This is a genomic window from Weissella viridescens, assembly GCF_014789145.1.
GTDB lineage: Bacteria > Bacillota > Bacilli > Lactobacillales > Lactobacillaceae > Weissella > Weissella viridescens.
In genome coordinates, this window is the sequence record NZ_CP061835.1 from 1,387,432 (window position 1) to 1,408,446 (window position 21,015).

21 protein-coding genes and 1 tRNA gene are annotated in these 21,015 nt (G+C 41.5%); 2 read left to right on the plus strand and 20 right to left on the minus strand.

Annotated features, from left to right (window positions below; translation table 11 throughout):
* Window positions 1-36: 36 nt before the first annotated feature.
* The 5 genes from IE337_RS06890 to mreB all read right to left on the minus strand — a co-directional run bounded on the left by IE337_RS06890 (window position 37) and on the right by mreB (window position 3,449).
* Window positions 37-108 (minus strand) — tRNA-Glu (locus IE337_RS06890).
* A 75-nt stretch (window positions 109-183) separates the two neighbouring features.
* Window positions 184-975: a pyrroline-5-carboxylate reductase family protein gene (locus tag IE337_RS06895; protein ID WP_191136263.1), complete on the minus strand. Its 792-nt coding sequence runs from the start codon at window positions 973-975 to the stop codon at window positions 184-186.
* Window positions 976-1,038: 63 nt separating this feature from the next.
* Window positions 1,039-2,232: an FtsW/RodA/SpoVE family cell cycle protein gene (locus IE337_RS06900; protein WP_191136264.1), complete on the minus strand. Its 1,194-nt coding sequence runs from the start codon at window positions 2,230-2,232 to the stop codon at window positions 1,039-1,041.
* Window positions 2,233-2,242: 10 nt separating this feature from the next.
* Window positions 2,243-2,452, minus strand: a complete 210-nt coding sequence (locus tag IE337_RS06905) for a DUF2969 family protein (RefSeq protein WP_057746626.1) — start codon at window positions 2,450-2,452, stop codon at window positions 2,243-2,245.
* Window position 2,453: 1 nt separating this feature from the next.
* Entirely contained in the window at window positions 2,454-3,449 is a 996-nt protein-coding gene (gene mreB / locus IE337_RS06910; protein WP_057746629.1) for a rod shape-determining protein, read from the minus strand.
* A gap of 148 nt (window positions 3,450-3,597) precedes the next feature.
* Between mreB and IE337_RS06915 the strand changes: the two genes are divergently transcribed.
* Window positions 3,598-4,965: a UDP-N-acetylmuramoyl-tripeptide--D-alanyl-D-alanine ligase gene (locus tag IE337_RS06915; RefSeq protein ID WP_191136265.1), complete on the plus strand. Its 1,368-nt coding sequence runs from the start codon at window positions 3,598-3,600 to the stop codon at window positions 4,963-4,965.
* Window positions 4,966-5,051: 86 nt separating this feature from the next.
* On the opposite strand, the gene IE337_RS06920 is transcribed toward IE337_RS06915, so the two are convergent.
* From IE337_RS06920 to ispE, 11 genes are all read right to left on the minus strand, one after another.
* Window positions 5,052-5,687, minus strand: a complete 636-nt coding sequence (locus IE337_RS06920; RefSeq protein WP_057746634.1) for a DedA family protein — start codon at window positions 5,685-5,687, stop codon at window positions 5,052-5,054.
* A 131-nt stretch (window positions 5,688-5,818) separates the two neighbouring features.
* The gene (locus IE337_RS06925) at window positions 5,819-7,636 is read right to left on the minus strand and encodes a hypothetical protein (protein ID WP_191136266.1); all 1,818 of its coding nucleotides are present in this window, start codon (window positions 7,634-7,636) and stop codon (window positions 5,819-5,821) included.
* A 15-nt stretch (window positions 7,637-7,651) separates the two neighbouring features.
* On the minus strand, window positions 7,652-8,458 hold the full coding sequence (locus IE337_RS06930) for an ABC transporter permease (RefSeq protein WP_057746639.1): 807 nt from the start codon (window positions 8,456-8,458) through the stop codon (window positions 7,652-7,654).
* Window positions 8,459-8,460: 2 nt separating this feature from the next.
* A complete protein-coding gene (locus IE337_RS06935; protein WP_191136267.1) occupies window positions 8,461-9,708 on the minus strand; it encodes an ATP-binding cassette domain-containing protein in 1,248 nt (415 codons plus the stop codon).
* Window positions 9,709-9,827: 119 nt separating this feature from the next.
* Window positions 9,828-10,595, minus strand: a complete 768-nt coding sequence (locus IE337_RS06940) for a tyrosine-protein phosphatase (RefSeq protein WP_191136268.1) — start codon at window positions 10,593-10,595, stop codon at window positions 9,828-9,830.
* A 75-nt stretch (window positions 10,596-10,670) separates the two neighbouring features.
* A complete protein-coding gene (locus IE337_RS06945; protein WP_423841174.1) occupies window positions 10,671-11,426 on the minus strand; it encodes a CpsD/CapB family tyrosine-protein kinase in 756 nt (251 codons plus the stop codon).
* Window positions 11,427-11,432: 6 nt separating this feature from the next.
* Window positions 11,433-12,254 carry a YveK family protein gene (locus IE337_RS06950; RefSeq protein ID WP_191136270.1) on the minus strand — a complete coding sequence of 274 codons (822 nt, stop codon included), beginning with the start codon at window positions 12,252-12,254 and terminating at the stop codon, window positions 11,433-11,435.
* A gap of 255 nt (window positions 12,255-12,509) precedes the next feature.
* Window positions 12,510-13,226 carry a 2,3-diphosphoglycerate-dependent phosphoglycerate mutase gene (gpmA, locus tag IE337_RS06955; protein ID WP_191136271.1) on the minus strand — a complete coding sequence of 239 codons (717 nt, stop codon included), beginning with the start codon at window positions 13,224-13,226 and terminating at the stop codon, window positions 12,510-12,512.
* A gap of 87 nt (window positions 13,227-13,313) precedes the next feature.
* Window positions 13,314-14,330, minus strand: coding sequence for an NAD(P)/FAD-dependent oxidoreductase (locus IE337_RS06960; RefSeq protein WP_191136272.1), 1,017 nt, complete (start codon window positions 14,328-14,330; stop codon window positions 13,314-13,316).
* Between the two features lie 47 nt (window positions 14,331-14,377).
* Window positions 14,378-15,157, minus strand: a complete 780-nt coding sequence (locus tag IE337_RS06965) for an SseB family protein (protein ID WP_191136273.1) — start codon at window positions 15,155-15,157, stop codon at window positions 14,378-14,380.
* A gap of 14 nt (window positions 15,158-15,171) precedes the next feature.
* Window positions 15,172-16,029: a 4-(cytidine 5'-diphospho)-2-C-methyl-D-erythritol kinase gene (gene ispE / locus IE337_RS06970; RefSeq protein ID WP_191136274.1), complete on the minus strand. Its 858-nt coding sequence runs from the start codon at window positions 16,027-16,029 to the stop codon at window positions 15,172-15,174.
* A 147-nt stretch (window positions 16,030-16,176) separates the two neighbouring features.
* Here ispE and IE337_RS06975 point away from each other — a divergent pair, with 147 nt between their 5' ends.
* Window positions 16,177-16,599 carry a YbaN family protein gene (locus IE337_RS06975; protein WP_112468176.1) on the plus strand — a complete coding sequence of 141 codons (423 nt, stop codon included), beginning with the start codon at window positions 16,177-16,179 and terminating at the stop codon, window positions 16,597-16,599.
* A gap of 42 nt (window positions 16,600-16,641) precedes the next feature.
* Here IE337_RS06975 and IE337_RS06980 read toward each other — a convergent pair whose 3' ends face one another.
* From IE337_RS06980 to dnaB, 4 genes are all read right to left on the minus strand, one after another.
* Window positions 16,642-17,598 carry a quinone oxidoreductase family protein gene (locus IE337_RS06980; RefSeq protein ID WP_191136275.1) on the minus strand — a complete coding sequence of 319 codons (957 nt, stop codon included), beginning with the start codon at window positions 17,596-17,598 and terminating at the stop codon, window positions 16,642-16,644.
* A 126-nt stretch (window positions 17,599-17,724) separates the two neighbouring features.
* Complete coding sequence (locus IE337_RS06985) at window positions 17,725-18,288, minus strand: FUSC family protein (protein ID WP_243185591.1); 564 nt, start codon at window positions 18,286-18,288, stop codon at window positions 17,725-17,727.
* Between the two features lie 5 nt (window positions 18,289-18,293).
* On the minus strand, window positions 18,294-19,490 hold the full coding sequence (locus tag IE337_RS06990; RefSeq protein ID WP_191136276.1) for an MDR family MFS transporter: 1,197 nt from the start codon (window positions 19,488-19,490) through the stop codon (window positions 18,294-18,296).
* Window positions 19,491-19,548: 58 nt separating this feature from the next.
* Window positions 19,549-20,958, minus strand: coding sequence for a replicative DNA helicase (gene dnaB / locus IE337_RS06995; RefSeq protein ID WP_057746673.1), 1,410 nt, complete (start codon window positions 20,956-20,958; stop codon window positions 19,549-19,551).
* Window positions 20,959-21,015 lie beyond the last annotated feature (57 nt).

A 21,015-nucleotide genomic window follows, 5' to 3' on the forward strand; every position in this document is an offset into this window, starting at 1 on the left:
AAATCCCAACCTTTGAAAGGGTGGGATTTTTCATGATAGCTCATCAGGGAGTTGAACCCTGGATGCCGGTGTGAAAAACCGGAGTCTTAACCGCTTGACCAATGAGCCATAAAATGTAGTTGCTTTAACAACAAAATCTATAATATCAGATATTGAATGCTTTGACAACTACTTTTTTAAATTTTATTTTTCTGGTGTGCTTTTATCTTGCGCAACAGCGATAGCATCTTTCAAAAGTTCAACAAATCCACCTTCAGCCAAATGCTCTAATGCTGCTTCTGTTCCACCGTCAGCAGGACTGGCCGCAACTTCAATGCTATTAGGACTTTGTTGGAGTTGACGCATCGTTGTTGCTGTACCGTACAACGTTTGCTCTGCCATACTAACTGCCCGTTGCACATCAATTCCATTTTCTAGCGCAGTATTAGCTAAAATGTCTGCCAAAGCCGCGACATAGGCTGGACCGGCACTAGCAATGGCACTAACTGCTGGCAATTGTTCTTCAGTAAATTCATCGACACGACCGAGCTCCAAGAATAGCATCGCAATCGCACCCCGAATTTCTTCATCAATACCTTCTGGAAAACTCAAACCAGTGTATCCAGAACGGGTACTAACATTGATGTTTGGAACAGCCCGACTAATGATTGTTTGATCGCCAAAAATATCTTGTAGTTCTGCTAAACTCACACCATCAATAAGGGACGTGACGATGACACTTGGCTTGACCATAGCGGCCATGTTCAGTTGTGCTTGAATCTCTGATAAAGCACTTTTTGGGACAGCTAATAAGACAATATCTGAATCCTGCCATAGCTCAAGAATTGAAATTCGTGACGCAATCCCCAATTCTTCAGCAACTTTAGCACCATTATTTTTTGAGTACACAAGTTGGTTAATCTCATCATTACCGCGCCACCCTTTAATAATGGCTTGGGCAATGTTTCCTGATCCAATAAATCCAATTGATAACATGATTTCTCCTTTATCATAAAAAGAACAGCCTAGCTTCTCGGCCAAACTGCTCTTCAGTAAATTTTATGCAAATCCTTGACGGTTTGACAATGTAAATGATTGATTATGATAACGCATTGACATAATCAGTCCAATACCAATCATATTTCCAATGATAGCCGAACCACCTTGCGAGATAAACGGTAACGGAATCCCAGTCAATGGTACCAAACCAATGTTCATGCCAATATTTTCAAAAATGTGGAAGAGTAGCATCATCACAACACCTGCAGCAATGTACGCATAGAACTGATTTGACGTATCATAAACAACTTGGAAAATTTGATAAATCAAGAGGAAGTATAGCGCTAAGACCAACACACTTCCGATGAAACCAAAGTTTTCGCCGATTACTGAAAAAATCATATCCGATTCACGCACAGGGACATTCACGTGTGACACATCAAAGCCAGTTCCAGTTAAACCACCGGATCCAATCGCTTTAATTGACTGCCACAGCTGATATCCTGCATTCGAGGTATCCCCTTGTGGATCAAGCCATGAGTCGACACGCGAGAACTGGTACGCTTGGAAACCAAATTGCTCCAAAATGTGCCGTCCCCAAGTCTGGGTCACCAATAACAACGTTACCGTTCCTATGGTTGCGGCAACCATAAAGGTTGGCCCCAATATTTTCCATGAAATTCCTGAAACAATGGTCATACCAAACACGATTGCCAAGAACACTAACATTGTTCCAAAGTCATGTTGCGCCAAAACTAAAATGACAATCGGAATAGTCCAGGCAATAATCTTCAACAGCAAACGTTCGTCCGACTTAATTGTATGCTCAGGATAATCATAATTATGTTTCGCAATTACCCGAGCCAGCATCACAATAAATGCTGGTTTCATCACTTCCGAGGGCTGGAACGTCAGCGGTCCTAATGCAAACCATGACTTTCCACCCGTTTGCGCAGCATACGCGCGACTATAGAATATCAGCACAGTGACCATCAAGAAGACCCCAATACCAAAGATATAGGGGGCCAGACGCCATAATTGCTCTGAGTCAAACTGCATAATGAAGATGACCACAACGACACCTAGAACATAATAGATGAATTGCATGGCGACCATGCGCTTAACATTAATTCCAGTCGCATCGTGTGTTGCTGCAACATAGATTGAGGCCAATCCAATAATTGCTAACATCAAAACAACAAACACGATTGACCAATCAATCTCACCTTTTGCGTTAAAAAATCGTTTAAACATCTAAATACCTCTAATGATGTAGATTGTATTCAGCAATCAACATAGATACCCCAGCATCAAAGTCTGGTGCTTTAACAGTGTGATTATCTGGATAGATCACTGTAATTGTATCGTCACTCTCTTTAATTTGACCTAAAACGACCTTATTAATTTTTACTTCTGACTGTCCATCAATTGCATCGCTAATTTCAACGGCAACTGGCTTATTTTTACGTGGCATATTATCCCCTCTTTGTGTCAGTTTTTGTAATGTGTTCAAGTAGTTCACCAGCACCCTTGGCAACATTGTCCAATGGGCTATCTGATACCATGACTGGAACACCAAGTTCATCAGAAAGATATTGATCAATGCCACGGAGCAAGGCTCCTCCACCGGTCAACACAATACCACGATCAATCACGTCTGCTGATAATTCTGGTTGAATTTCAGCTAAGACATGATGGGCTGCTTTAACCACTTGATTAATTGAATCGTGCATTGCAGCTTCAACCATGTTTTCATCCAATGTAATCGTGCGTGGCATCCCCGTGAATGTATCACGTCCACGAACTTCCATTTCAGCTGGGTTTTCAACTGGCAAAGCCGTTCCAAGTTCAATTTTAACTTGTTCAGCTGTACGTTCACCAATTTGCAAGCCAAATTCATGCTTAATGTAATTTGCAATATCAGCGTTCAAGCGATCACCAGCGACGCGAATTGATTCACTTTGTACAATATCACCCAATGAGAGTACAGCGATATCAGAAGTTCCACCACCCATGTCGATAACCATTGAAGCAATTGGTGAGAAAATGTTTAATCCTGCCCCGACTGCTGCAACCTTTGGTTCGTACTCTAGATAAACTTTTCCGCCACCAGACTTTTCTGCGGCCTCAATAATTGCTTTACGTTCGATTTCAGTAATATTTGTTGGTGCACAGACCATGATGCTAGGACGACTCATAACACCCTTAGCCTTTAGCTTTGACATGAAATAAGACAACATTGCCTCAGTCATATCAAAGTCAGAAATCACACCATCTTTAAGGGGACGTACTGCCCGGATATTTCCAGGGGTACGTCCAACCATCTTGTATGCATCCGTTCCGACTGCTAAGACCTTATCTTTTTTTGTATCAATCGCAACGACTGAGGGTTCATTTAGGACAATGCCCTCGCCCTCTACATAAATGAGGACATTTGCTGTACCTAAATCAATACCAATTGTTTTAGCCATGTTACCACCTCTTTTAAACAGACCACCTGTTTTAATTTTTAAAGTTCTATCATTACAGTATACAACAATTTCGATTTAATTTGCTTGTTGTTTCTATTCCAGTGTAAAATTAAAAGACAGAACTGACAAATAACAAAGGAAGATTAACATGAAACTCACAATTCAAACGATTGCCCAAGCGCTCTCAGCAGAAATTAAAAATGAACAACCCGTTACAGTAACAAGTACCACTTTTGATTCACGTGCTGCTAAACCAGATAGTCTTTTCATCCCGCTCGTCGCAGAAAACGATGGTCATAATTATTTAGCTAGTGCCGTTGAAAATGGCGCTACTGCCAGTCTTTGGCAAATTGACCACACCCCCTATCCGACTGAAATCCCCTTAATTTTGGTTCCAGATACACTTGAAGCTTTCCAAAATCTGGCACAGTACTACCTAACTGTCGTACAACCAAAAATTGTTGCCATTTCTGGATCAAATGGTAAAACAACCACTAAGGATTTGATTGCGGCCATCGGGGCAACCAAGTACAACACAGTTAAGACACCCGCAAACTTTAATAATGAAATTGGGGTGCCAACAACCATTCTTGCCATGGACGAACAAACTGAATTACTGGTTTTGGAAATGGGAATGGATCACCCTGGTGATTTAGACAAATTATCTAAACTTGTTCACCCCGACATTGCCGTTTTGACAATGATTGGCGAAGCACATATTGAATTCTTCAAGACTCGCGCCAATATCGCTGATGGTAAAATGCAAATCATTGATGGATTCAAGTCTGACAGCGAACTCGTTTACAACGGTGATGAACCACTCTTAGTCGAACGTGTTGGTGCCAATGACGGCTTAAAGAGTACTCGTTTTGGTCTTACTGCCCATAACGATCTCTTTGCTTCAAACATTTCAATGACTTCAACGCAAGCAAGTTTTACCACAAATGCTTCTGCCCAAACTTTCACAATTCCGCTCACAGGACGCTACAACGTTGCTAATGCGCTTGCCGCCATTAGCGTCGGCCACTTACTCGGTGTTGACGATACGACGATGGCACAAGCCTTAGCGACAGCACCAATTACCGCTAACCGGACGCAATGGCTTGAAGGTAACTTTGGTGGCAAGATTTTGTCAGATGTCTACAATTCAAACCCCACTGCGGCAAAGGAAGTCTTACATGCCTTTAGTGAAGTTCCAACAGATGGCCGTCGCATGGCTGTTCTTGGTGATATGCTCGAATTAGGTGAAGCGGGTCCTGAATTACATGCCAGTTTAGCTGATGCGCTCGACCCAGCAACCATTCAGGAAGTATATCTGGTGGGCGACTTAATGCAAAACTTGGTTGAGGCCTTGCAAGACAAGTATCCCGCTGGTGCTGTTCACCATTATGCGGTTGACGAGAAACCCGCATTACTCGCTGATTTGAAAGCAACCCTAACGCCGACTGATATCTTATTATTGAAAGGATCACACGGCATTCATCTTGAAACCATTGTCACAGACCTAGTGGATTAGTTTGTTGTGACCAGCATAATCCTTATAAAGTGAACGTAAATAAATAAAAAGCAAGCACCTATCAAAGGTCCTTGCTTAGATACAGGTTAAATCTCCGTTGATTTAGCCTGTTTTCTTTTATTCTTTTTTAGGTAATGGACACCTAGCCCAACTAAGACAGCTAATGCCAATACCACTAAAATGATAATTTTAAAGTCATCAGCGACAACCATGACTTGTTTCCAAGCTTTACCTGCATAATGTCCAAAGCCAATCAGGACAGTATTCCAAATTCCAGCACCTGCTAAGCTATACAGCATAAAGGTCCCAAATGGCATTTTGGTCATACCAGCCGGAACAGAAATTAGACTCCGTACGACAGGCACAAACCGGCCTAAAAACACTGCTAAACGACCGTGTTTTTTAAAATGATACTCCGCCCGTTCAAAGTCTTTCAATCGTAAATGTAAAATACGTCCAAGACGACTATCAACCAATTTCGCCAATGTCGGCATGTCCAAGAACGTTCCAATCCAATATAAGACTGCCGCTCCAAGACCAGCACCCAGTGTTGCTGCTAAAATTGCACCTAGAATGGTTAGTTTAGAATTAGTTGTTAAGAAGCCAGCGAACGTTAAAATTAATTCCGACGGTATCGGTGGAAAGATATTTTCAATTGCGATTAAGAGTGTAATGGCCAGATAACCAAACTGATTAATCGTCGATTCGATAAATTGTTCCATCAGGTCCTCGTTTCCGTGTGACCTGCCACGATTTACGAGCACATCACAATTCTTTGATTCATTTCTAAAAAAGAATTAAACCATATTAAACCTTAAACAAACTAAAAAAGAATGTCCAATGGACATTCTTTTTAAATTGAATCAAGTAGTCGTTCTACACTTTTACTATCATCAAAGTTATTTAAGTTGTTGTAGCTCTGGGCCAGATAGGGTTCAAATTCGAATTGATCCTTTAAGATTTTTAATAAATCAATCTTAGCAATTGCCAAAGTCTTAAAAGCTGGTCCACTCAACCAATAATAGGCATCATGTTTTTGAATATTTTCATCAATCAACACCATTGGTATATGTAAAGCACTCGCTTGCAAAGCGATTTGCTCATCGTCGGTAATGACCAACGCATAATCATTTAATATCACCGGTAGTTGCGCATCCAGCGTTTCAAATGGTTGACTAGCCACTGCTGTTTGCGCTGGATTATCCCAATAATGCGTCTTACCACTATCTTGCATTGCCGTTATCATTTCGGTATGTTGGGCAACTTGACTCATTAACTCCGGAGTCATCGACCAAAGGACCTGTTGGGCTTTTTCCGTATCGGTTACCTGCTGTTGATTGCGGTCATACCACTGATCAAATATTGGTTTACCAACTTCAATGATTTTATCCGACTTTAAGCCCACCACATTTTTCGCATACTTGGTTTCGAGCGGGTTACCCGTAACGACAGTGACATCTTTGGCGGGAATGGCCTTAAACTCAGTTTCACGCATTTTTTGCTGTAAATCAAATGGCACAAAAAATTTTTGCACTTTGTTTAATTTTTGCTGCGTCAACTCAATTCTAAAGGCATCTACGGTTTCAAGCTGGTCAGCATAGACAATTGTCTTCGCTGATAACAAGTGAGCGAGGTGCGCACCACTTCCGTAGCGCAAGACATGGTCATCTTCTATATCATCCGTCATCGACACATAGTACACATCCTGATGTTGTTGCGCTCGCAAACTAGCAAAGGCATACATCAGCTCAGCAGGCCCTTGTTGTTTTGCGTCTACAAAAATAACATCAGTTGCTGTTGTTGGTTGCGGTGTCTTTAAAAGCGTCAACCCTTGTTGATCAACAACCAACCCTCGCAAAATAAAATTAGCATTATTTAAGCGAGTCGGTACTAAAACATGCCAATCAAGGGAGTGGTTAACCGTTACCACATTCAACGCTTCTAACTGATCAGGAGTTACCTTAACATTAAAATTCACAACACTACTTGCAAACCAATCATTAACCAACTGATAGGTCAAATTAAAGTTCCAATTTTCGAACGGATTCTGCCACACCTGTTCAAAAAATGTCACATAGTCTTCAAGTAGAATCCCCATTTTAATCGTTTGCTGATATTGATTATGGTCTAGCCGTTTTTGGTCGGTGATTTCTGTCATTACCGCAACTTTTGTATCGCTGCCAGTAAAATGACCGATCACATCCAGACGCTGAACAGGAATGAAATTAGAGATTAAATCACCTGTAATCAAAACTTGTCCCTGACTAACTGTTAGTTCTTTCACGAACATGTCTTCAATTAAGATTTTCCCGTTTCCTAACCACTTAAAGCCCAGACGTAAGTTATCATCCATACTTGGGTATAAACTCACCGCCTGCTGATCAACCTCAAGTGTCGACTTTCCAGCAAACGTTACTTCAAAATAATTGAAACTCAACGTGCGTTTATCAAGACCATAAAATAGCACAAATGTTCGGGCTTTCGGCATTTTGGTCATCATATACGTCAAGGTGTCCATCGCTAAGTGATAGGCATATTGATCTTCTTCTTTTGTTTCTACCCACATAAAGGTTTCACCATCAATTAAACAATGCAATTGTGGTAATTGTACATTTGTTTTAAGCGTAAATCCTTCATCATGGGTTTCAACAGTTACGCGTGCTTGTGTCATAAGCTTATCTCCAACTTAAGTTAAATCAGTAAATTCATCTCTGAAATGAATGTGCATATATGCTCCCACAACTAGGAGAACAAAGATCAATACCCAAAAGAAAATCGTTGTATTTGCATTTTCAAAAAACCAGCGATCATACAAAAAACTATTTCTAAACATCGTTAGCACATAATTAAAAGGTGAAAGTTCCAAAATGGCCTTAATCAAATAAGGCATTGACTTTGAATCAAAGTTTACAATAACTCCTGATGAATAAAACAGGAGTCGGAAAATAGCAGACATTGACGGTTTAAAGTCGGGAATTAGAATCGTCAAGGTAGAATTAATCAAATTAAATGCAACCAACATCATCACCATAGCAAATACTGCATAAAACCATTGGAACCAATAGATGGTCGGGGTACGTCCATAGCAGAACATCACTAGAATAAACATACCTGTCATTACCAAAAATCGGCGCATTTCCTCTTGTAAGGGCATAACTACCGCAATACTGAGCGGGAATCTGGTTTTAGACAATTGTGGTAATTGTGATTTAACCGTCGTTAATCCACGATTAAACACACCCTGGATATAGTACCAAGGCACAATGGCGGCTAGCATCCAAAGTAAATAAGGTTGCCCAGCTACCGTGCCGTTATAAAACCCCATTCCGAAAACAAGATAATAGGTACCAATATAAAGGAGTGGCTCAATATAGTCCCAGCTTGAGCCTAGGTAATTATCAACCCATTTTGTACGCACATTAAAATGAGCAATCCGTCGGATAACAGGTAAATTCGCCATGATTTCACGGAAAAATTGAATTAAATCACGCATAATTACTTCCCTTCACCTTTCGGAATTTTTAAGACTTGTTTTGGATGTATCGTTTTATTTTTCAAATCAGATTCACGCATAATTGTCTCTGGTTTAACGTGATATTTTTTTGCTACCGCATCAAGTGTGTCGCCTGGCTTAACAGTGTACTTCACCACTTCAACTCCGGTCGTGGTGTAGTTTTGATGTGTTTCATTCAATTCTTTTATGCCCGAAACCGACCAAGATGTTACCAATGCCGCAGGATTTTGCATAACTTGCTTTGCGCTCATATCTAGAATGGCTGCATCACCGACAACAAATAAGATCAGAATAAGCACAGCCAAAAACAACTTTTCCCAAATCGACATTTTTTTAGGGCCATTTAGATGGTGTGTCTCTTCATAAATGTCTGCGTACGCATCATCACTAACGTTACCTGCAGCCATGGCTTCATTCGCGTAAAGTTCATTTAAATTAAAATTTTCTTGTTCAACACGTGCCGTGATTTGTTGATCACGCCGCTCAACTAACGTCGCTTCTTTTGCCTTTTTTACAAAGGCATCATAAGCCGCCAAAACTGGCTCAGTCTCGCCATACATCTTAATTTCACCACGTTCAATCCACAACACGCGATCAGCCATTTCACGAACTTGGACTAATGAATGACTCACGAAAAAGATCGTCTTTCCAAGTTTTTGGAATTCTTTGATTTTATCAAGAGACTTACGCGTAAAGGTTGCATCTCCAACAGAAAGTGCCTCATCGACAATCAAAATATCAGGATCAGAGTGCACTGAGATGGAAAAACCAAGTTTCGAACGCATCCCACTTGAATAGTTCTTAACCGGTTGGTCAATAAACGCCCCCAATTCAGAAAAATCAATAATATCTTGCATATTCGCTTCAATTTGTTTTTCAGACATGCCCATCATCAAGCCCTTAAGCCGAATGTTTTCACGACCTGACAGGCCACCACGTAATCCAGTTTGAACCGCAATTAAAGAAACCACGCCATTGACTGAAAAATCACCTGTGGTGGCAGGAATAATATTTGAAATGATGTTCATTAAGGTTGATTTACCCGAACCATTTGTGCCGATAATCGCAACACTTTCGCCTTCATAGGCTGCAAAATCAATGCCACGCAGGGCCCAAAAGTTTGCAAAATGTTGGTTCACGAATAATGATTTCACTTTATCTGAACGATTAGGGGCCATTTCATAACGTTTCGTTAAATACTTACCCTGTACTTTAATTTCTTTATCCATGTTGTTCTCGTTCATGTTTTAAGCTCACTCGATTTTTGGATTTATTTTTACATATATTCCATTTTATCAAATTTCTCACTAAACTTCGAAAAACTTGATATTTTCATAATCTTTTAAGTTTAGTACTTAGCAAAAAAACGCTTCTTCTTAATTGGTTGCATTGCTAAACGTTGAATGTAATCACCATTAATAGCTGCTTTAGCATTTTCATCAAAAAGATCTGCCACTTTTTGACCTTGCTCACGTGCCAATTGCGTGAACGCTTGTCCCATCACATAATCACGATTTTCCATGTAGTGAGCATCGGAAGCCAAAAATTGTGCCAATCCACTAGCAATGATATCTTGCGCAAAGGCTTGTACTTTTTTACCAAAAACACCCACATATGAGCTAGCTGTAACCTGCACCAATGCACCGCGCTTCACAAACTCATACAATAATTCCGGCTTATCCATGAAGCCTTGATTTCGTTCTGGATGCACAATAATGGGGGTAATCCCACGTTGTTGAATGTCAAAAATCATTTTTTCACTATATGCTGGGACTTCTTCGGATGGAAACTCTAACAACATATATTTCCCATCTGGGTCAGTCGTTAAAATATCCCCCGCATCCAAGGCTGTTAATAAGTCTCCATTGATGCGGACCTCTTGACTAGCAAAAACCACTAGAGGGATTTGCGCATCATCTAAAGCCATTTGAAATTGGTCGGTAGCTAATTTAACGTCTGTAGCATGATTAACGTACCGGCCATTCATGTGATGTGGCGTCATTAAAGCATGCGTGATTCCATCCGAAACTGCTGCTCGGGCTAAATCCAATGAATGTTCTAGTGTGTCAGATCCATCATCCAAACCTGGTAGAAGGTGACAATGTATATCAATCATTTTAAATTCCTCATCATTACTTTCATAAAAGAGGTAGTAAACATGTTTGTCTACTACCTCTCATTTATTAACTATTTAATCTTTGGTTGAACCATAACCATAACCATAGCCATAGCCATAACCATAGCCATAACCAGATTCACCGTCATTACGTTTTGCACGTGAAACCACACCGAGCACCTTTGTAGACGTCAAGTTTAGGAGCTCAACGGCACGTTCTAGTGTAACCTTTTGCGTCTGGTTTAGCGTAATTACAAGAACAACGCCATCGACTAATGGCAACATAACTTGCGCATCAGTCACGGAATTCAATGGTGGAACATCCAAAACCACGATGTCGTAATTATTACGCATCCAGTCGACCAATGCCGTCATACGTGGTGATCCTAGCAATTCAGCTGGATTTGGTGGCACTGGCCCTGAAGTTAAGGCAGATAGCCCCGGTACCATTGTTTCATGAACCAAATCTTTTGGCTGTAAATCGCTTGCCAAAATGGTTGTTAATCCTTGATGGTTGTCCAATCGGAAAGTGGTATGAACAGTCGGACGACGTAAATCTGCATCGACAATCAATACCTTTTTACCGGCTTGCGCCCATGTCACGGCCACGTTTGAAGAAACCGTTGACTTACCGTCTGACATTTGTGGTGACGTAAACATCACAACTTGAAGCTTATCTAATGCAGCTCCGGCATATTCAATGTTTGTACGTACCGTACGTAATTGTTCTGAAATCACATTTTTTGGCTCAGTAAATGTAATTAACCGAGCGCCATTTGTCTGCGTTTCAACATCTTCTTTATAGTGTCTTTTAAATAATGACATGCGTATACTCCCTTAAATTCGACGATTACGTTCAGAGCGTTGCTCTGATGTATTGCCATTATTTTGACGACTAATGGCTTCATCAATTGAACGCATTTTTCCAATATAACCGACCATACCTAGATTTGTTAATCCAAGGTCGTCTGTCAAGAAACCAATGCTCTTAACCGTACGATCCGTTAGGTCACGAATCCATGCCCAAGCAAATCCGACCATTAGCCCGAACACAAAACTAACCAATGTAATCAATGGCACATTCGGTGAAACAGGCTTTGGATTTGCAATTGCCTTTGACACAATTGACACATCTGAAGCACTGCTCATGATATTACCAACCTTCTTTTGGAAAACCTTGGCAACTTCATTGGCCACGTCTCTAGAAAGATCAGCATCGCCAGTTTTAACATTGACTGAGAACACCTGTGAATTTTGTTGGTTAGAAATCGAAATCATACCGGCCAAGTTATCTGAATTCACTTCAGACTTTGTGTACTTAGCTGGTACTTCTTTTTCTGTCCCATCAGCTTGCTTTTCGGTGTGCTTTTTCGTCAAATCATTCGCTACCTGATTCAAAATAACAGGTCGCGTAATAATATCCTTATAAGTACTAATTAATTGCACGTCGGCTTGCTGATCTTGGAATTGAACCCCCGCAGCATTATCATTTTGTTTACGGTTAACTAACACCGCTGTTGAAGAACTATACTTGGGATGAACGACAAACTTTGAGACGGTGAATCCAATCGCCGCAAAGATAACTCCCATCGCAAAAATCAAGCTCAAATTTCGGCGAATTACCTGCCAAAGATGACTTAAATCAATTACATTATCCATAGAAATCCTTTTACTCCCTAAATGTGATTTAAAATAAAAAACGCAGATATATCAATTATAAAGCGCACAATATTCTCTTTTGTCATTATACACTATTTATATCTTTTAGCGAATTAAACCTTAAAATATCAGCCATACTTATAACAGCTTTAATCATAATCAAAAAATAGTCCGAAAGGTTTCGAACATCTCGAAATCTCCCCGACTATTTGCGTGGCTAGTCACTAAACTAAACCACTGTAGATGCATATGTGCTTATTCACCTGACAAAACTGTCTTTGAAACAACATCCAAGTTATCATCCAAATCATAAATGATAGGTTGTCCGTTGGCAATTTCAAGACCTGTAATATCATCATCAGAAATCTTTTCAATATGCTTAGCTAAGGCACGCAATGAGTTACCGTGAGCGGCGATAATAACATTCTTACCAGCCTTCAAGTCCTTTGAAATCTTTTCATCCCAGTAAGGCATAACACGTTCCAAAGTAACCTTTAGGTTTTCACCTAGTGGCAATTCATCCTTTGGTACATCAGCGTAACGACGGTCAAATGAAGCATATGTTTCACCATCAACTGTAACTGTTTCTTCGTAGTCATCCAACATTGGTGGCAAAACGTCATATGAACGACGCCATTGGTGAACTTGATCGTCACCCCACTTTTCAGCGGCGTCGGCCTTGTTCAAACCTTGCAAAGCACCATAGTTACGCTCGTTCAAGCGCCATGACTTTTCTTCAGGAATCCAAAGTTGTCCATCTTCTTCCAAAACCAAGTGCAAAGTTTGGATGGCACGAGTCAAAACTGACGTGTAGGCTTGATCAAATTCAATCCCTGTTTCAGCCAACAAGTTTCCCGCATCACGCGCTTGTTGAATACCAACTGGGCTCAACTTTGTATCAATCCAACCATTAAACAAGTTCTTTGCGTTCCATTCACTTTGTCCGTGACGAACCATAACTAATTTTGACATTACGATACCTCTTTTATAATTTTTTCTACCTTTTTAGTATACCAAATATTTCACAATTGCGCATTCTTGTCTCAGAATTTTCCTTTTTTATTGCAAGGGATCTACTTGACCATCTTGAATAATATAGCCTGACGAATGTAGCGGCCCCGCTAAAGCTGGTTCCAAATCTTGTAGGATGCCATTAACGGCGATTGTTCCTTCACCAAAACCAGTGGCAATCAAATCAGTTTTATTCGCATACCCCGCAATATCCCCCACGGCATACAAGCCAGGCACTGATGATTGCATATTTTGTTGAACAACACAGCGTTGGCGTGCCACGGTCGGTTGGCAACGCCACTGTTCAAACAGTTGACTGTCTGACTTAAAACCATAATTCACGACGACTGAATCAACCATCAGTTGTTGCGCGACTTCCGTGTTTGACGTGTTCAAAGTCACCTCAAGCTCACCGTCTGCTGTTTTTGATATTGCCGTAATATTGTAGGGTGTCACCCGTTCAATCGATGATACCGCTAATTGATCTAAGGTATAGGCCATAGCGCGAAAACGATCGCGTCGGTGCGTTAGATAAACCTTTTGGGCAACTTTAGCTATCGCTAGTGCCTGATCAACCGCAGTATCACCACCTCCAGCAACTAAAACAATTTGATCCTTAAATTTATTCAAATCATCCACCACATAGTAAACGCCTTCACCTTCCAAATCAGCGCCAATCCCATCAGGCAGACGTTTTGGTTCAAACGCACCATGACCAATCGCCAAGATGACCCGGTCAGCTTGTAATGCTTCGTGGTTTGTTTGAAGCATAAATGTCTGAGCAACAACATCATAAGCCACATCGGTTACTGTGGTTTCTAACATATAATTAGGATTTAATTGTTGAGTCTGTTCAGCGAGTTGGCGAATCAAAGCTTCACCTTCAATTTTGACATAGCCCGGTACATCTAAAATATCCTTTTGGGGATATAAATGATTCACTTGCCCCCCGACATTTTCCAAACTATCAATTAATGTAACATCTAGGCCTCGTAGACGTGCATAAAAAGCCGTAAAGAGCCCAACGGGCCCTGCTCCAATAATGGCAACTTGCGTATGTTTCATGCTCCCCCCTTATTAAAAAACCACTCTATCACTAGAGTGGCTTAGCTTTAAATTTCGCTATCGTAAATTGGTGTGAATTCTGAAAGATCTGCGCCAAAATCATCACTCATAATTAAGTTAAATTCTGAACCTTCATCCCCAGCATTATCATTGAAGACTTTTTCAAAATCTGAACCCAATGCCAAGGCTGCTTCACGATCTGGACCATCAATAACAACCAAGTAGCTACCGGCTTCACCTTGCGTCAAACGTAGCAAGTATAGGTGCTTAATGAGATCACTATGGTCATCAGCTAATGCCACCAAGTCATACTTTAGCGGACCGGGCACAATATCATCGGCCGCACTGACTTGAACTTCACCATCACCGTGCACGGCTTCTAAAACGCTTGCTAAGAAAGCCAAATTATCCATTGTAATTGGCATACCATCTTCTGAAAATGGGTTCAAAACCAATCCGCCCATGTTTGGCACTTCTTCGTCAAAGACCATTGGCAAGTATTGTTCGATGGTCATTGGGTATGGGTATACGGTATCTTCAACATCCCAATCACCCATATCAGCTTGTGCATCATCTGAAAATACTGGGAAAATCATATTCTCATTTTCATCCGCAAATGTAACAAAACGGACTTCTGAACCTTCTGGCAAAACAACTGAACCATCTGCTTGTTCAACTGGTGCTTGCGTAAAGCTAACTGGTGCCAATAGCTGCGCTTGCAAAAGTGCTTGCGTATAATTATTTTCCGTTGTTTCGTTTTGGTCGTCACGCATGGCATGCAAAGCATCCATTAGCGCGTCATTCTTAATTCCTGTTTTAATCATCATAAATCTCCTTTTTTCTACTGAATAATATGAACAATATATGTTTCTTGTACAAACCCACGCACGGCATTATAAATGCGTTTTGCTCGCGATTCCTTATTAGATAGAGCAAAAACGGTTGGTCCAGATCCAGACATTTGAACGGCATCAGCCCCGAATTTTTGCATTTTTTCCCGTAATTTAATGATTTCAGGATACCGACCAGCCGTGACCGGTTCTAAAACATTAAACATCTGGATACAAACTTCAGCCAAGTCACCCTGTTCGAGGGCATCCATCAGCGCAGGCATATCTCCATGTTCTAGTTTACCATAGTCAATTTGCCTTAAGATTTTGGGTGTGGAGACACTGATGGCCGGTTTGGAAACCACCAGCCACAATGGTGGCAACTTAGTTTGGATGGGCGTGACGATTTCACCTCGCCCCGTCACTCGGGCTGGACGACTATACACACAAAACGGCACATCCGCATCAATTTGTAACCCAATTCGGGCTAATTCGGTTTCAGAAAGTTCTAAATGCCATATCCGATTTAAACCACGAATCACTGCTGCTGCATCAGCAGAACCTCCCCCTAAACCAGCCGCTACAGGAATCTTTTTATCGATATAAATATCCACCCCATCTTGGCGATTAGCTCGCTGCCGCATGAGGTTGGCTGCTTGATAGGCTAAATTTTTCTCATTCAAGGGTAAAACACCACTTGTTGAATCGACATGAATTGACTGATGCTCATCAGTGGTCCGAATAGTTACCGAGTCTGCCAAATCAATTGGGACCATAAACATATCCCATTCTTGTTGCCCATCTTGGTGAAGATAAGGGGTATCCAAGCTGAGATTGAGTTTGGCGTATGCACGTTCCAAAATTTCCATCACCGTTGCCCCCCTCTCTGTTTTTCTATTATGAACATTATAACAAATCTAAAACAAAATAGGGGATTCCATAGGCGTTACCGTAAATTCTTGTTATAATGATGCCAGCAATTATAACAGAGTAAATTTCACAAAGGACACTTTCACATGCGCTATTTATACATTCTGCTCGGGCTAATCCTATTTTCAATCGGAACGGTTGCTATCTGGATTCCCGGATTACCCACTACCGGTTTCTACTTCTTCGCTGCGTTTTGTTGGGCACGTTCATCTCCGCGTTTACACGCTTGGTTGATTCGCAATAAATACTACCAACGTTATGTTGAAGAAGGCGTCTACCAACGTAAACTCAGCCAAAAGCAACGTATCGCCATTTACGCCATGTCAGCTGGTTTTATGGCAATCCCATTCTTTACCGTTGGCAAATTATGGTTACAATTGACTTTGATTGGTTGTTCTGCCGCACAAATCATTTCCATGGAAGCCTTTTATCGTGGCTACTGGTTCAAATCATGGTTTAAGGGCCACCAAGCAACTTCACAACTAGAAGAATCGGTTGATTCTGAATAAACAAAACGTCATCACAGCAACCGCTGGATGACGTTTTTTTAATTAAAAAGTAATCACCGCACGTGGATTATTCGGAGCCGTCCACGCCGTTGCAATGTCACTAAGTTCAAAAGCTTGTGTTGGCACCTGCCAACCATACCGACCCGCTAACTGATAGGTTTGCTCCACGGCTGTCTGCAAATCAACCGTATCAACTGCTTGCAAACCTGAACCCATGATACTCAACTTTGAAGATCGTAATAAGCTTGCTGGTAAATTCAGCGTTGCCCCGGCCATAGCCCCCACTTCAACATACCGTACCGGATGACTTCCTGCGGTTGTTTGCGCCAATGCTGTGAGTAGTACCTCGGCACTTGGCCCATAGAGATAGTCTAAGACGACATCAACTTCACCAGCAACCGTAGCCAAACTAGCGCCGTAGGCTGTCCGACTATCTGCATCTGTTAAATCTAATTGATTCGACGCAATTGTCATATCTGCACCAGATGCATTTAATGCCTCAGCACGACGCCCCGTTGCTATGACTTTCTTGGCGCCAAGTGCATAAGCCATCTTAACCGCTAATTGACCAGCCACACCGGTTGCACCATTAATTAACACCGTTTCGCCCGCTTGTAGTTGTGCCCGGTACGTTAGCGCGGCGTATGAACTCATCCCTGGGTTGGGTAACGCAGCAGCATTAACCGGATCTAAGCTAGCCGGAATTTCCATCACATGCGCAATGGGCACAATCACTTCTTCGGCTAAGGCACCACCTAATGGATGGTCAAAATAGACATATGTCCCATCATCCAAGGTTCCCACGCCATCGAGACCGACGGTTTTAGGATAAACATCATCAGCTGAATAATGGGCACCCGTTGCAACGCGCTTTGCTAAATTAGACAAAGCAGAAGCTGCTACATGTACCCGTACTTGATCAGCAGCAACTTCAGTTGGTGCTGGTATTTCTGTCACCGTTGGTTTTGCACCAGCAGCTTGAATTTGAATCGCTCGCATATTCATGTACCTGCTTTCATTGTTTAATTCTCTTAATGCCCCTAATCTAACATATTTCTATCTTCGTGACAGCCTTTTTAGAATCAAACTAAAAACGCAATCCTTCAACGAAAGGATTGCGTCATATTAATGGTGTGATTTGTGTTCAACTTCTTCAATGATATGTTCATGAAGTTGTTGGACATCTTTTTTTAGTGGTTCATCAAATTTGATTGGATGCACGCCAATATTCATAATAATAGCAACCGCTGTTCCAATAAACGTATCGATGACACGGGCAATGGCGTACCAGTAATCTCCATCACTCGGAATTGTAAAACTAATCATCAAAAAGGCAGCTGAGGCGCCAATGATACCGCGATTATTATTAATACCATCATTCACCACGATGACCATCATCAGTAAGAGTGGCAAAATAATCACTTGTACCCAATCGGCATGGTGAAATTGCATTAACGCTAATGAGTAAATCATGGCAAACGTTCCACCAATGGCATTCGCCAATACTCGCGACTCACCAAATTGAATCGTCGTCTCAAAGTCATTCCGGAGTGAAAAAACCGCCGATAAACATGCAATCATCGGGTTACCACGGTGTAACACCAAAAAAATAATAACTAAGACCATTACTGAAATACCGGTTTTAACGGTTCTTAAGCCAACTCTAAATTTTAAATGGTGCATCTGCATCACTGCTAATCTCCTTCAGTAAATTGTTGTGTATGTCGATAGCCTTTCAACATCAAAAGCGCTAATACCGCAAAAGTGATAAAGACTAATAAGGCACCACCATTAAACAAGGCCGAATAGCCATCACGCTCAATGACCAATCCCCCGACTAACGGTCCAATTGCACGGCCTACCGATGGTGCCGCAGCCACTAGACCTTGATAGCGTCCCTTTAATGCTGCTGGCGTCAGCTCGTTTACTAATGCCGGGATCATTGGGAAGGCCGTTACCTCACCAAAAGTTGTAATCACCATCGCAATCGCAAATCCAGTAAAGTCATGGGCAAACGGCAAAATCAAAAAGGCTAAGCCGAACATGAAAATGCCCCCGAAAATTTGAATCCACATCGCTTTAGGGCTTGTTACCAAATGGAAAGCATTTAATCCAACCTGAATAATCGCAATCAAAAGTCCATTAATCGTCCACAGCAATGAATACTGCCAAAGTGGTAAATGCAAATCAGTTGTCATGTATACGGAGAGATTCCCTTGCCATTGCGCATACGCAATCCAAAGTACAATCAAGCCAATAATGACGCCATAGACCAATTTTAAATTCCAGCGTGGTAACTTTGGCATAGCGCTTTGCTGATGTGCATCATCCACCGTAATGTCAATTTTAAAGGCATGCCGGACAATTCCTAATAGGACAAAATACAAACCTAACGATAGAATAAAGAGCCAGACGATGCCGAAAGGATAAATAAGACCCAATAAGGCTGTTGCAAAAACCATACCAAAATTATTCGTAAAGTACAACATATTAAAAACGAACCGACCGTCGTGATTTTTAACCAACGTGCCGTAAGCGTTGATAACGGCCATTATCCACCCATTTAGTAACGCTGCAACAATTAAATTCACCGCATAAAATGGCCAACCATGGAAGAAAATCAGTAGAAATTGAATACATATCATCCCTAAAGTGCCTATTAGAATCAGCTTATATGGTGCAAAACGATCAAATAGACGTCCACTGATAATTGAGCCAAACGCTTGACCAGACGCGACCAGCAGCATCACCCAACCAACCACCACTAAGGACTGGTGCAATGGCCCATTTAAATACACTGTGGTGACTGGCCAAATAAACCCAAATGCGAAATTATTAATTAATGACGCAAGCAGTAACCACTTGAGCGTCATCCCCGTTTTTTGTTGCATATCTTTCCCCCTTACAACGAAAGAATCAGCCAACCGGATGATTGACTGATTCATCTATTTATCCAAAGCCATTTCCATCATCACGATACTCAATATTTGAGAACTTATTATAAGATTTCACAAATAATAGATGCGCCGTTCCTCGAGCTCCAGAACGGTTCTTTTCAATAATGACTTCAATTTCACCCACGTCTTGTTCCTCTTCTTCACGTGGATCTTGTGGACTATCGTCATCTTCATTGTCGCGATAATAATCATCACGATACAAAAAGGCAACGATGTCCGCGTCCTGCTCGATTGATCCAGATTCACGAATATCCGATAGCATTGGCCGCTTATCTTGACGCTGTTCTACACTACGTGACAACTGCGACAGCGCAATAACTGGCGTATCTAACTCCATCGCCATTTTCTTAATCGAACGCGAAATAGCTGACACTTCTTGCTGACGACCTTCCGAACCACTGCCTTCAATTAGTTGTAGGTAATCGATAATCACAAGGCCAATTTGCCCTTCCTTCTTTTGCAAACGACGGAGCTTTGACCGAATTTCATTTACCTTAATCCCTGGCGTATCATCAATAAAGATTTTCGTCTTTGATAATGATCCCATTGCTACGGCTAAACTATTCCATTCCTCTGGATCCAATGTTCCGGTCCGCATGTGTTGTGAATTAATGTTTCCTTCAGCAGCTAACATTCGATTAACCAGAGCCGTGTCCGGCATTTCCAAAGAAAAAATAACAACTGGCAAACTAGGGTCAGCCACAGCCACGCGTTGTGCAATGTTCAAAACAAAAGCAGTTTTACCAACGGCCGGCCGCGCTGCCACGATAATCATTTCACCGCCATGAAAGCCGGTCGTTAAATTATCAAGCGCTGGATATCCCGTAGCTAAACCGGTCACTTGATCATCAGTGCCTGAATTGGCCTCAATTTGTTCGAATGAACGATTAACCACCTCAGCGATATCTTTAAAGTCGGTCGTTTTTTCACCGGCATTAATCGTATCCAACTTGGCGCTAACATCAGCAACCAATTCTTCAACATTTTCAGCACCGGTATATGACCCTTGCGTTCCCTCTTGCAGCGTATCAATCAATTCACGACGTAATGACTTATCTTTAACAATGCGTGCGTAGTACATCGCATTTCCCGCCACTGGGACACTAGCCGCTAATTCAGTTAGATACGCCATGCCTCCGACGTTTTCAACTTGATTTTCTTTCTCAAGTTCGTCCGTAATCGTCAATACATCAATCGCGCGTTGTTCATTATCCAAGCTTAACATCGCTTGGAAAATCAACTGATGTGCGGTTCTAAAGAAATCACCTGGCGTTAAAATTGAAGAGACTTGCGCTAACAAGTCAGTCGGATCGGTTGAAAGTAAAATTGACCCCAATACCGCTTGTTCCGCTTTAATATCTTGTGGTGCACTTAAAGCAACATTTTGATTATTTTCTGGCATGTGCCCACCTCATCTATAATTTGTTCTGTCTTCATTATTTTAACAGATTCATACAAA

What these genes read in the sequence shown, in the direction of transcription:
- IE337_RS06900 (WP_191136264.1), bottom strand. Translation starts at nt 2,232, where the DNA reads ATGTTTAAACGATTTTTTAACGCAAAAGGTGAGATTGATTGGTCAATC.
- mreB (WP_057746629.1), bottom strand. Translation starts at nt 3,449, where the DNA reads ATGGCTAAAACAATTGGTATTGATTTAGGTACAGCAAATGTCCTCATT.
- IE337_RS06980 (WP_191136275.1), bottom strand. Translation starts at nt 17,598, where the DNA reads ATGCGAGCGATTCAAATTCAAGCTGCTGGTGCAAAACCAACGGTGACA.
- IE337_RS06915 (WP_191136265.1), top strand. Translation starts at nt 3,598, where the DNA reads ATGAAACTCACAATTCAAACGATTGCCCAAGCGCTCTCAGCAGAAATT.
- IE337_RS06905 (WP_057746626.1), bottom strand. Translation starts at nt 2,452, where the DNA reads ATGCCACGTAAAAATAAGCCAGTTGCCGTTGAAATTAGCGATGCAATT.
- IE337_RS06895 (WP_191136263.1), bottom strand. Translation starts at nt 975, where the DNA reads ATGTTATCAATTGGATTTATTGGATCAGGAAACATTGCCCAAGCCATT.
- IE337_RS06940 (WP_191136268.1), bottom strand. Translation starts at nt 10,595, where the DNA reads ATGATTGATATACATTGTCACCTTCTACCAGGTTTGGATGATGGATCT.
- IE337_RS06925 (WP_191136266.1), bottom strand. Translation starts at nt 7,636, where the DNA reads ATGACACAAGCACGCGTAACTGTTGAAACCCATGATGAAGGATTTACG.
- IE337_RS06930 (WP_057746639.1), bottom strand. Translation starts at nt 8,458, where the DNA reads ATGCGTGATTTAATTCAATTTTTCCGTGAAATCATGGCGAATTTACCT.
- IE337_RS06920 (WP_057746634.1), bottom strand. Translation starts at nt 5,687, where the DNA reads ATGGAACAATTTATCGAATCGACGATTAATCAGTTTGGTTATCTGGCC.
- IE337_RS06950 (WP_191136270.1), bottom strand. Translation starts at nt 12,254, where the DNA reads ATGGATAATGTAATTGATTTAAGTCATCTTTGGCAGGTAATTCGCCGA.
- gpmA (WP_191136271.1), bottom strand. Translation starts at nt 13,226, where the DNA reads ATGTCAAAATTAGTTATGGTTCGTCACGGACAAAGTGAATGGAACGCA.
- IE337_RS06960 (WP_191136272.1), bottom strand. Translation starts at nt 14,330, where the DNA reads ATGAAACATACGCAAGTTGCCATTATTGGAGCAGGGCCCGTTGGGCTC.
- ispE (WP_191136274.1), bottom strand. Translation starts at nt 16,029, where the DNA reads ATGGAAATTTTGGAACGTGCATACGCCAAACTCAATCTCAGCTTGGAT.
- IE337_RS06935 (WP_191136267.1), bottom strand. Translation starts at nt 9,708, where the DNA reads ATGGATAAAGAAATTAAAGTACAGGGTAAGTATTTAACGAAACGTTAT.
- IE337_RS06985 (WP_243185591.1), bottom strand. Translation starts at nt 18,288, where the DNA reads ATGCAGATGCACCATTTAAAATTTAGAGTTGGCTTAAGAACCGTTAAA.
- IE337_RS06975 (WP_112468176.1), top strand. Translation starts at nt 16,177, where the DNA reads ATGCGCTATTTATACATTCTGCTCGGGCTAATCCTATTTTCAATCGGA.
- IE337_RS06990 (WP_191136276.1), bottom strand. Translation starts at nt 19,490, where the DNA reads ATGCAACAAAAAACGGGGATGACGCTCAAGTGGTTACTGCTTGCGTCA.
- dnaB (WP_057746673.1), bottom strand. Translation starts at nt 20,958, where the DNA reads ATGCCAGAAAATAATCAAAATGTTGCTTTAAGTGCACCACAAGATATT.
- IE337_RS06965 (WP_191136273.1), bottom strand. Translation starts at nt 15,157, where the DNA reads ATGATGATTAAAACAGGAATTAAGAATGACGCGCTAATGGATGCTTTG.